Below are 12,963 nucleotides of genomic sequence, written 5' to 3'. Positions count from 1 at the left end.
TAATTTCAATATTTATTTCTTACATTTCCTCCTGATCTTTAACAAATTACGCATTGTTAACAAAAATACACATCGTGTGTTAATGATAGATTAACGCAGGATTAACCCCCCTTGCTTTATATTTGAAGCAGGAAAACGAAAAAATCCGTTAATGCTATACAAAATTCATACCCGGGAAATTGAATATTGAGCATGAATATGGAAATCTGAACCTGAAAAAATAAAAGACTTTTTAATTAATACTACAACTATGAAAACAAGAAAGCGTGTGAAAAAATCACAAAAAGCATTTTTAAGATTTCTTTTTTTTGTGATAGGTATTACTCTTTCTTTCAGTTTTGTTGCGGCACAGACCAATCCCGTTATTTCGGGAAAAGTAACAGACGATAGAGGAGAACCTATAATAGGGGCATCGATAACATCCCCTATAAAGAGTACAATGACCGATGTTGATGGGACATTCTCTCTTAATATACCTGTCGGAACAGAAATAGAGATATCTTACATCGGCTTTAAATCTTATAAAGCAAAAATAAGTAACACCGATTATCTGGATATAAAATTACAAGAAGACAATGTAAGACTTGATGATATTGTTGTTGTCGCTTATGGTGTACAAAAGAAAGAAAGCCTTACAGGAGCTATTTCGAATATAAAATCAGACGAAATCATTAAGACAAAATCTCCGAGTCTAGCTCAGTCTATACAAGGTAAAGTGTCTGGTCTTAGAATCAGACAACAAGACGGAGAGCCCGGACAATTCAGATCTGATATTAATGTCAGAGGACTGGGAACACCTTTATTTATCATTGACGGAATTGTTCGCGATGGAGCTGATGCTTTTCAACGATTAAATCCGGAAGATATTGAAAGTATCTCTTTCCTAAAGGACGGGACAGCAGCTATATATGGTATGAACTCTGCTAATGGCGCAATCATAGTAACTACTAAACGAGGTGCAAAAGGAAAAACCAGAATAACTCTTTCATCTAACATCGGTATCTCAAAACCGACTGATATACCTAAAATGGCAAACGCCGCACAATACATGGAAATGAGAAATGATGCAGCAATATTTGCCGATGGTAACCCTTTTGTAACCAAAGAAGAATTGGCATTGTGGAAGCAAGGTGCTCCGGGTTATCAGAGCACCAATTTATATGATGATGTTTTCAAAAAGAATTCGATACAACACCAGCATACAATCTCTATGCAGGGCGGATCTGACAATATTTCATACTTCGGCAGTCTGGGTTATGCCCGCGATGAGAGTTTATTACGCTCAAACAATATGAATTATGACAAATACACTTTCCGTTCCAATGCAGATATAAAAATAGCGAACGGACTGGTAGCAGGAATCAACCTCTCCGGAAGATGGGATAAAACCAGCCAGCCATGGAACTCGTTCTTCGAAATATTTAAACAGACCCGCATAAACTTACCAACAAATCCGGCTTATGCGAATAATAATTCTAACTATCTGGCCACACAGGAAATGGGATTCAATCCGATAGCTTTAGCTGATGCCGACCTAACAGGATACCACACTTATCATAATAAAAATTTTCAGTCTACATTTTCTCTGAAATATGACATTCCTTTTGTTCAAGGATTATCGGTTAAAGGACAGTTAGGCTATGATTACAATCAACAGAAGCATAAAGGGATCAGAAAGAAATACTCTACATATACATATTCGGCAGACAACGACGAATACATAGAGACTGTATATAATAATCCGTCATTGATACAAGTAGGAAACAATGAAGCAAACCGGCTCGATTTACAAGCACAGATAAATTATGCCCGCACTTTCAATAGCATACACAATGTTAGCGGAACACTTGTATATGAAAGAAAACAAGAAAAGAATGACTGGTCTAGCATAGAGCGTAAATACGATCTTTACACATACGATGAAATTGATTATGCAGGCATAAAAGATCAACTGTCGGGTGGTATGTCTAACGAATCGGCATTTATATCATACGTAGGCCGTTTCAACTATGATTTTATGGGTAAATACCTACTCGAACTCGCTTTCAGATACGATGGTTCGTACCGGTATGCACCGGATAGCAGATGGGCATTCTTTCCAATGGGATCGATAGGATGGCGTGCCTCGGAAGAGAAATTCATAAAAGACAGATTCAACTTTGTCGACAATCTTAAATTCAGAGCTTCTTACGGAAAATCAGGGCAGGATGCAGGAGATGCTTTCCAGTATATACCGGGATATAATCTGAATGTAGGTATATATGAATTCACTGATGGCACAGCATTATCAGGAATCGGTGCTCCGTCTATTACCAATCAGAACCTTACATGGTATAGAGCTAAATTACTTGACATAGGTATGGATCTTTCATTATTCAATGGGCTGTTTTCAATGGAATTTGACCTATACAGACGAGATAGAACAGGTTTGTTGGCTACACGTACAGTATCACTTCCTAATACTTACGGAGCCAGCCTCCCTCAGGAAAACCTGAACAGTGATATAACCAAAGGAATAGAAATCACACTAGGGCATCGTAATAAAATAGGAGATTTTTCATACAATGTAAAGGCCAATATGAACCTAGCCCGCACAAAAATGAATTATGTGGAAAGAGGACCATTTGTGAGTAGCTGGGATAGATGGAGAAATCAATCGTCGAACCGTTGGAACGACTTTGTATGGGGTTACGAAACTACCGGACAATTCACCAATTCTGAAGAAATAAGAAATTATGGAGTCGTTCAGCATGGCGAAATGGGCAATAGCAAAGAATTACCGGGAGACTATATATTTAAAGATGTAAATGGAGATGGTATCATAGACGACAATGATAAAATGCCTGTTTTCTGGTCGGGAACGCCACTCATCCATTACGGACTCACTTTAGAAGCATCATGGAAAAACTTCGATATCTATGCATTATTCCAAGGGGCAGGTATGTACACCGTTCAGTTTAGCGAAACTTATGCCGAGATTCTATGGTCTAAGGGTATGAATACACCCGAATATTTCCACGACAGATGGCATAAAGAAGACCCGTATGATCCCGATAGCCGCTGGGTTTCCGGCAAATGGCCGGCATCACGCCTGATACAGGATGTTGGGGCTTTATATAAGGACAATAGTGATATATGGCGTAGAAATGCTTCATATCTAAGATTGAAGACATTAGAATTAGGCTATACCCTGCCAAACTCATTGATGAAAAAGGTCGGTATCGACAACCTCCGTTTTTATATCAATGGATACAATTTATTCACGTTCGCCGATGCATTTGTTAAACCTTTCGATCCGGAAAGAATAGAAGGTTCTTACAATGCAGGAATGAACTATCCGTTAACGAAGAGTTTCAATTTTGGCTTTACTGCTAACTTCTAAATTATAACAACTATGAAACAGATATATAAATTAATTCTGATATTAGGTATCGTTTCCGGCATTACAGCATGTACCGACATTCTGGACGTAGAGCCTAATAATAAAGTGCCGGCTGATAAAGTACTCGATTCGGAAGAGGGTATAGCCATGCATATGGCAAACTTATACGGGCGTCTGCCTATCGAGGATTTTTCATATGCCATCGATAAAGGTTTTAGCCTTGGAATAGGGAATACAGATCCTAATAATGGAGGACGTTCGGCGGCCCATGCCTGTGACGAAGCCATGCACTCTGAGTTTAATGATGATGTAGACGAAGGATTCAACTTCTGGGAAGGCTATATAGATGAAAAAGGCACATATAAATCGTGGAGAGGTATATATACCCTGATACGCGACATTAACAGCCTGATAGAAACCATTCCTACCCTGACAAAAGTATCTGGCGATAAGAAAAGCGCATTGGAGGGAGAAGCTGCGTTCCTGCGGGCATTTACCTATTATGCTTTGGCAAAACGCTATGGAGGAGTACCTCTGATTAAAGAAGTACAGGTGTATGATGGAGATTTGGAAGCACTGAAAGTTCCCCGCAGTACCGAAAAAGACACATGGGATTTTATACTGAGCGAATGTGATATAGCTGCTAATAAGTTGACTGATAATCCTGCCGATACTCGCCGCGCAAATAAGTGGATAGCCTTAGCATTGAAATCGCGCGCAGCGCTTCATGCCGCTTCTGTAGCCAAATTTACGCATGCCCCTTACCTGAGTATTTCTGGGCCGGCAGTAGAGCAAAAGCTGGCAGGTATTGATGCCGAAGAAGCGGACAGGTATTACAAATTATGTATGGAGGCTTCCGACGAGGTGATGAAAAGTGGGCATTACGGCTTATATGGCGCAACCCCGTCAACAAAGGAAGATGCTATAAACAACTACCAGCAAATGTTTGAGAACCCGAACAATGTACTTTCAGGAACAAAAGAGCCTATGTTTGTAAAAGGTTATACATCGGGTACGGTATTGGCTCATAATTATGATATCTGGTATCGTCCTAACCAGACAGCTAGTGGCTGGCCTCATCCGGGAAGAATGAACCCGACTCTCGATTTGGTAGATACCTATGAAGATTATACAGATGACGGTAAGGGAACGAGTAGCCAAATAAAAACAAGAGTAGATGGAAATGAAAATAATTATGGAGGATTTGATAAGAATGCAGGTTATTATTCTTTCCCGATGGATAAGCCTTATGAAATATTTGAAAATAAGGATGCCAGATTATGGGCTACAATGATACTGCCGGGTACCGAGTGGAAAGATAAAACAATTATCATACAAGGTGGTATTATCAAACCCGATGGTTCATACATTTTCCGTACCGATGCCAGTGTGACCGGTCTCGATGGCAAAACATACTATACTTATGGTTCAGAAAATGCCAATCAATATTCAGGATTCAGTCCGGTTGGCGGAAATTATACCAGATCAGGCTTCTTGTTAAGGAAATTCCTTCAGGAAAAAGAAGATGTAACTCCCGAGTGGAATAAAGGTTCGAACGACTGGATAGAATTTCGTTATGCCGAAATCCTTCTAAATTATGCGGAGGCCGTAACAGAACATTCTGCCCCTACTACCACAGAGCAGACAATCGGAAAAAAAGCCTTGAATGATGTTCGCAAAAGAGCAGCACATAAAGACGAAATCGCTCTTACTGTAGATAATGTCCGCAAAGAAAGATTTGTAGAGTTCGCTTTCGAGAACAAACGCCGATGGGATCTAATACGTTGGAGAACTTATCATAAAGCATTTGAAAACAGAATGAAACGCTCATTGGTCCCTTTCCTTGATCTGCGCGAAGCTACACCAAAATATATTTTTGTAAGAATGAATCCTCCGGGATATAATAATCAGACTTTCAATTATTCACGTTATTACAGACAGATACCGGGTATAGGAAGTAACGGGCTTGTACAGAATCCATAAAATGACTCTTTAATATATAAAATATTATGAAAAAGAATTTGACAATAATAGCCATACTGGTTTGTTTAGGAATCTTTTCCTCGTGCGAAAAAGACAATCTTGATGATTATGCTCCGAACGCTTCCTTTTCGGGAGAGATCAGAGACCTCGAAACCGGAGAACTGGTACAGCAGGACATTCTGGAAGGCTCAAAAATATATTTTATCGAACTGGGCTGGAATAATCCTCCGGTACAATCAATGGTACTCAAGAATGATGGTACTTTCCAGAATAATCTGATGTTTTCGGGTGATTATAAAATCATTATGAACAAAGGAAACTATATTCCACAGGACACAATAAGGTATCAGATGAAAAAAGGAGCAAATACCCATACATTCGAAGTAATACCATACATCCGTATCACCAATACCGATATTAAGTTCAGGGATGGAAAGGTTATAGCAAAATTCAGGATGCAACAGACATCAGGAGAGCCTGTAAAAGCAATATCCTTGTTTGCCCACCCCGACATATCGGTTGGCTATCGCATACAAACAGCAAGTGTGACATATGAACTGAATACTGTAGCAGAAGATGCTGAATATGAGATTATCATGGATATAAACAATTACAGTAAAATATCCAGAGGCAACAGTTACTATTTCCGTATAGGTGCAATAAGCAGTGCATCGGAAGCAAAATATAATTATGCACCCGCAGTGAACATTGATTTGTGATCCTTTGTAAGTGCAAGCTAATAGACAAGATATGAAAAATTTATCACAAAATATACTTCAGGTCATATCCCTCACATTCATTTTGGGGATAATGGTACACTGCTCAGATAAAAGCATTGTAGGAAAAGAGCCGGTAGACTACGTAAATCCATACATAGGGAATATAAGCCATCTGCTGGTTCCTACTTACCCTACCATTCATCTCCCAAACAGCATGCTTAGGGTGTATCCGGAAAGGGATGATTATACCGGAAATAAAATTAAAGGCTTGCCTGTGATCGTTACGAGCCATAGAGGAAACTCGGCTTTTGCCATAAGTCCCGTTACCGGAGATAAGCAGTTATCTCCGGTTATACCACTGGAGTATGATAATGAAGTAATTAAGCCATATTACTATCAGGTATTCTTAAATGAGGATAATATCAATGTGGAATATGCTCCATCTCACCAATCTGCTATATACAGATTCAAGTTTAGTGAAGGAACTCCATCGCTGATTATCAATAGCAAGAATGGAGTATTAAGAGCAGAAGGTAATTCTGTTTCGGGTTATCAGCAAATAGGCGATTTTTCAACAAGAGTTTATTTGTTTCTCGAAACAGAGGTCATTCCCGAGCAGATAGATTCCCTCATGAATGAAGAAGGAAGAAGCTCCTGTATAGTAATGAGGTTCAAAGAGAGTTCAGAATCTATGCTTTTACGTTATGGTATATCCTTTATCAGTGAAGAACAGGCAAAAAAGAACCTTTACAGAGAGGTCAAGGACATTGGCTTTGATGAAGTAAAAGAACGCGGACGGGCTTTGTGGAATGAGACTTTAGGTAAGATCAGTATTGAAGGGGATTGTGAAGATTCCAAGACCTTGTTTTATACATCACTCTACCGTACATACGAGCGTATGATTTGCATCTCGGAAGATGGGATGTATTACAGTTCGTTCGATGATAAAGTGCATGGTGATAATGGCATCCCATTCTATACCGACGACTGGATTTGGGACACATACCGTGCTACTCATCCATTAAGGGTCATCATAGAGCCGGAGAAAGAAGTACATATGATAAATTCATTTATACGGATGGCTGAGCAAATGGACAATTTCTGGATGCCTACCTTCCCCGAAATCACAGGCGATAGCCGCAGGATGAATTCAAATCATGGAGTAGCAACCGTTATAGATGCTTATGTAAAAGGACTCACCGGATTCAATCTGGAACTGGCCTATGATGCCTGTAAGAAAGGTATTACAGAAAAAACACTTATTCCTTGGTCGGGTGATAAGGCCGGAATACTGGATGAATTTTATAAAAAGAATGGCTATTTTCCGGCATTGAAGTATGGAGAAAAAGAGTCGGTCGAGAATGTGAACGATTATGAAAAGAGACAGCCTGTAGCAGTTACCTTAGGTACAGTATATGACGAATGGTGCCTTTCTCAGATCGCAAAGCATATAGGCAAAAAGGACGACTATTCTTATTTTCTGAAGAGAAGTTTGAATTATCATAAATTGTTTAATCCCGACACTAAGTTTTTCCACCCTAAAGATATGAATGGGAATTATGTCGAACCATTCGATTACCGATACTCCGGAGGACAGGGAGCGCGTGATTATTATGGAGAAAACAACGGCTGGGTATATCGATGGGATGTACCTCACAATATAGCCGATCTGATATCGCTGATGGGAGGTGACGATGCCTTTGTCGATGAACTGGAAAATATGTATGATACACCTCTGGGTAAAAGTAAGTTTGAGTTTTATGCCCAAATTCCGGATCATACAGGAAATGTCGGTCAATTCTCTATGGCTAACGAACCCAGCCTCCATATACCTTACCTCTACAATTATGCAGGGCAAGCATGGAGGACACAGAAGAGGATTCGCACTTTGCTGGGTCAATGGTTCAGAAACGACCTGATGGGGGTACCCGGCGATGAGGACGGAGGTGGCATGACAGCTTTCGTTGTATTCTCGCAGCTTGGATTTTATCCCATTACTCCCGGTTTGCCAATCTACGTGATAGGAAGTCCTATGTTTGAGAAAGCAAGCCTGAAATTAGGAGAAGGCAAAACATTCGATATTGTATGCCATAATTATTCACCGAAGAATAAATACATACAATCTGCGAAACTGAATGGGCTAGACTGGAATAAATCGTGGTTTACCCATCAGGATCTGATGAAAGGAGGAAAACTCGAATTTGTTATGGGAGAAAAACCGAACAAACAATGGGCTTCCGATAAGAGTTCTGTCCCACCATCTTTTGAAATGAATGGAGATTAGACCTTAATCGATAAAAGTATCTGATTTTATTACCGTTAGATAGTTTCAAAAAAACTATCCGGCTCAAGTTATATCCGTAAAACTAATTAATACCCGAAAATATGAAAGAAAAATTGTTGATAATCGCTTGTATAGTGATCTCATTATTTATGCTGGTTTCCTATACAGGATGCAGCAGCGATAATGGGGAAGATATTGTCACTCCTGACCCACCGGGAGAAGAAAATGATACAACTTTAGATTACAATACTATATGTTTCTATTACGACTGGTATGGGAATGAACAGTTCGACGGGGGAATGTCACATTGGGCTCATGCAATAGCACCGAATCCAAATGGAGGAAACAGCCCCGGTACTATTCCCGGCACAGAAGGAAATATTGCATCTAACTTTTATCCCGAACTAGGAAGGTATAGCAATCGCGATCCCGAGATCGTAAAGAAACACATGGAGATGTTCAAAAAAGCTCGTATTGGAGTAGCTGCTGTAAGTTGGTGGAACGAGAAGACGGCAGCGGAAGCCGAAAAGAACCAACTTTTATTGGATGAAGCACAAAAAGCGGGAGTAAAAGTTTGTTTCCATTTAGAACCATATTCAGGACGTAACCCCGAAAATCTAAAAGAGAATATGAAAAAACTTATTGATAAATATGGTAATCATCCTGCATTTTACAAAGTGAATGGAAAACCGATGTTCTTTATCTACGATTCATACAATATAGAGCCGGAAGATTGGGCAAAATTATTAAGTCCGAATGGAGCTATTACAATAAGGAATACAGCCTATGATTCTTATGTTATTGGTTTATGGCTCGACAATGTAGATAAACAAGGACCTGTTATTCTCAATTCCCACTTCGATGGATTTTATACTTATTTTTCTTCACTTGGCTTCAATTATGGCTCCACTCCCACCAATTGGGGTACAATGCAAAAGTGGGCCGAAGTCAATAACAAAATATTTATACCGAGTGTAGGGCCCGGATATATCGATACACGTATCCGTCCTTGGAATACATCAGCTACCCGCAACAGGAATGACGGTAAATATTACGATGTGATGTATCAAAAAGCAATCGAATCCAAAGCGTCCTTTATTTCTATAACCTCCTTTAATGAGTGGCATGAAGGGTCGCAAATAGAGCCTGCTGTACCTTATACCGGTTCGGCATTTACATATCTAAATTACGGAGACTTAGCTCCTGACTATTATTTGACAAGAACAGCTTATTGGATCAAGGAGTTTAGAAGCCAATAAGTACACCTCACATATTACTTAATCAACACTTAAAATTTGTAAAAATGAAAACAAGACACATGTTAACCATTCAGATTTTATTGTTTATGGCAACCTTTTTATTCGGTTGTAACAGTCAGCTCGAGATGCTTGAAAAACCAGACGAGAAACCGGACGTTGCAACATTAAAGAATACAGCTCTTTCGAGCGAAAATTTGGACTATAATACTTTTGGGTTTTACTATAACTGGTATGGGAATGCTGAATTCGACAATGGCTATTTCCATTGGGGGCATGATATTCTTCCCGGTCCGGGACAAACTTCCAGTACAGGCTATATTCCCGGAACAAATGGAGATATTGCAGCCAATTTTTATCCGCAATTAGGAACCTATAGTAGTAAGGATCCGGCTGTGATAAGGCAGCATATGGAAATGTTTGTCCGCTCACGGGTGGGAGTCGTTGCGCTATCATGGTGGAACGAAACGGGTACATCCGAACCGGAAAAAATATCACTGCTCCTTAACATTGCAAATGAGTATAAGCTGAAAGTATGTTTCCATATCGAGCCTTATGGCGGACGCAATGCTGCGACAATGAAAGAGAGTATAACCCATCTGATAAACACCTATGGGAACCATCCTGCTTTTTACCGGCTGAAAGGCAAGCCTGTTTTCTTTATCTACGATTCTTATCTTACTCCGGCAGCAGAATGGGCTACCTTATTAAGTCCTACAGGCAGTAGAACAATAAGAAATACGGCCTACGATTCGCACGTTATCGGATTATGGTTAGAAAATATGAGTTCTCAGCCATCTGTTATACTGACTGCCAATTTTGATGGATTCTATACATATTTTGCAGCCGAAGGGTTCACCTTTGGTTCCACATCTTCTAATTGGGCATCTATACAGGCTTGGGCAAAGCAAAACAATAAAATATTTATCCCAAGTGTAGGTCCTGGATATATCGATACACGTGTTCGCCCCTGGAATGACACCACTACCCGCAATCGTAACAACGGCCAATATTATGACAATATGTACCGCAAAGCGATAGAGACAGGAACTGAATATATATCTATAACTTCATTTAACGAGTGGCATGAAGGTTCGCAGATAGAACCTGCCAGTTCATTCAGCAGCCCGGCTTTCACTTATTTAGATTATGGAAACCTTGCCCCTGATTATTATCTGGACAGGACTGCTTATTGGGTCAATGAGTTTGTGAAGAATAAACAACAAGCTAAAGCAGAATTATATGTAAATGGCAGAAATGGCGGATATATAGACTTTGGTTATAGTCCCGATTATTCAAACTTCGGGGAGAATGGAAAACAAGCATTTACTGTTGAACTATGGCTAAAACTAAAATACACAGAAAACTTTGGCAGTGTAGTTTCCTGTTTCAATGAAGATAGTCAGACCCATACTCGCAAAGGATGGGTTATCAATAACTTCAGCAATTCAAGACTTAGAATGACTGTCGGTCAGGAAAACTGGGGATTATTAGAGCCCGGATTTGATTTCTCTACCACCGGACAGTGGGTACATTTTGCCGCTGTAGTAGATGAAAATGGAATCAATGGAGAACATATTAATGGAAAACCTGTAGTTGTAAAAGTATATCAAAATGGAGTTCTGAAAGATCAGAGTACATCTTTTGACGGAGGAAACTATCTGCCTAATTATTTGCAGACCCCGATGATTGCTTTCGGTCAGCCTGCCGGTATTGGTGGTATGACAAGTGATTGGAGGCTTTCGGGCTATATCAAAGATTTCCACATTTGGAAAGGTGCAAAATCGGAAGAAACGATCAGGAAAATAATGAATAAAAACATTGACGTCTCAGGCTTCGAACCCGATTTGGTTTGTGGCTGGAGATTCAATTCTACACCCAACAACAATCAGGAGATAAAAGATTTAACAGGCAGGTATTCTGCTCGACTAGTTGGTGATTACCAATGGATTTCACTTCAATAAACAGACATTTTTATATAATCTAATTATTAGTACATTATGAAACACATGCTTAAATTATTGACATTGTTAATGTTCGCTGCACTTGTATTTACATCTTGTTCCGACGATGATGACAACAATCAGATGGTGGATGTGAGTAAATTTGTAGCACAAATGGAAGACGTTCGTGACGAAATGGTGCAACTACGGGATAATGCCCGATATGGTGACAAAAAGGATATGTATCCACAAGATAGTAAATATATATTGGACGATGCCGTTATACAGATAGAAAAAACTATTCGCTTCTTCAGAAACGGCACAGAGACAGAGCCAACGCAGGAAAAGGTGGATAGTGCCATTGCTAATGCGAATAAAGCTATAGCGGACTTTAAGGCAACACAACGAGCGGAAGATCTACCTCCTGAATTTAAGGAAGCTGAGTTGTATGTAAACGGCAGAGCCGGAGGATATATCGACTTCGGTTATAGCCCAAACTATTCTAAATTTGGGGAATCCGGTAAGCAGGCATTCACTGTAGAGTTGTGGTTTAAATTGAAATATACAGAAGGATTCGGAAGCATCATATCCTGTTTCAACGAAGATGGAGAAACTCAAACACGTAAAGGCTGGGTAATCAATAATTTTGATAATTCAAGAGTACGTATGACTATCGGACTTGAAAGCTGGGGGCTAATGGAGCCGGGAGTAAATTTCGCTACAACTGAACAATGGGCTCACTTTGCGGCTGTTATAGATGAAAACGGTATCAATGGAGGACCTGAGGTTATCAAAGTATATCTGAATGGTGAATTGAAGGATCAGGCGACAGCTCAAGCAGGTAAAAATTATCTATCGAATTACCTCGAAACCTCAATGGTTGCTTTTGGTCAACCGGCAGGTGTAGGTGGAATGACAGATGCCTGGCGATTGTCTGGATACATAAAGGACTTCCATATCTGGAAATCTGCAAAAACAGAAGAAGAAATAAGAAAAATTAAAGACAAAGAAATTCTTGTTACCGGTTCCGAATCTGACTTGGTTTGCGGATGGGCATTTACATCTACAGTAGAAAATAACGAAGATATTAAAGACTTAACCGGAAAATATTCGGCGAAACTAGTCGGCGAATATCAATGGAACACTATTGATTAATACAAATGTATAATTTGAGTAAGTATGCATTATCTTTGTATTGAGGTGTGCATACTTACCTTTTAACCCTATGAAAAATGAAAAGAAGGCTACTACTCAGTTTGCTTAGTTTTTTGTCTCTGACTATACATTCTCAGAATTTTTCCGACTATGTCACGCCCTTAGTTGGTACACAGAGTAAGCATTCCTTATCTACAGGTAATACCTATCCCGCCATTGCCCGTCCCTGGGGCATGAATTT

Annotated in this window: 7 protein-coding genes; all 7 read left to right on the top strand. The window is 39.7% G+C overall.

Annotated elements, in window-relative coordinates:
- The first annotated feature begins 250 nt into the window (after positions 1-250).
- The 7 genes from M2448_RS07735 to M2448_RS07705 all read left to right on the top strand — a co-directional run bounded on the left by M2448_RS07735 (position 251) and on the right by M2448_RS07705 (position 12,722).
- A complete protein-coding gene (locus tag M2448_RS07735; protein ID WP_280645777.1) occupies positions 251-3,382 on the top strand; it encodes a TonB-dependent receptor in 3,132 nt (1,043 codons plus the stop codon).
- 12 nt (positions 3,383-3,394) lie between these two features.
- On the top strand, positions 3,395-5,365 hold the full coding sequence (locus M2448_RS07730; RefSeq protein WP_280645778.1) for a RagB/SusD family nutrient uptake outer membrane protein: 1,971 nt from the start codon (positions 3,395-3,397) through the stop codon (positions 5,363-5,365).
- Positions 5,366-5,391: 26 nt separating this feature from the next.
- The gene (locus tag M2448_RS07725) at positions 5,392-6,084 is read left to right on the top strand and encodes a DUF3823 domain-containing protein (protein WP_280645779.1); all 693 of its coding nucleotides are present in this window, start codon (positions 5,392-5,394) and stop codon (positions 6,082-6,084) included.
- Between the two features lie 31 nt (positions 6,085-6,115).
- Entirely contained in the window at positions 6,116-8,368 is a 2,253-nt protein-coding gene (locus tag M2448_RS07720) for a GH92 family glycosyl hydrolase (protein WP_280645780.1), read from the top strand.
- A 101-nt stretch (positions 8,369-8,469) separates the two neighbouring features.
- Entirely contained in the window at positions 8,470-9,627 is a 1,158-nt protein-coding gene (locus M2448_RS07715; protein ID WP_280645781.1) for a glycoside hydrolase family 99 protein, read from the top strand.
- A gap of 44 nt (positions 9,628-9,671) precedes the next feature.
- Positions 9,672-11,588, top strand: coding sequence for a LamG-like jellyroll fold domain-containing protein (locus tag M2448_RS07710; protein WP_280645782.1), 1,917 nt, complete (start codon positions 9,672-9,674; stop codon positions 11,586-11,588).
- A 36-nt stretch (positions 11,589-11,624) separates the two neighbouring features.
- Positions 11,625-12,722, top strand: coding sequence for a DUF4972 domain-containing protein (locus tag M2448_RS07705; protein WP_280645783.1), 1,098 nt, complete (start codon positions 11,625-11,627; stop codon positions 12,720-12,722).
- The last annotated feature ends 241 nt before the right edge of the window (positions 12,723-12,963 follow it).

Origin of the sequence: Dysgonomonas sp. PF1-14 (assembly GCF_029892965.1) — a bacterium.
Taxonomy (GTDB): Bacteria; Bacteroidota; Bacteroidia; order Bacteroidales; family Dysgonomonadaceae; genus Dysgonomonas.
This window is presented reverse-complemented; position numbering and strand designations above follow the sequence as displayed.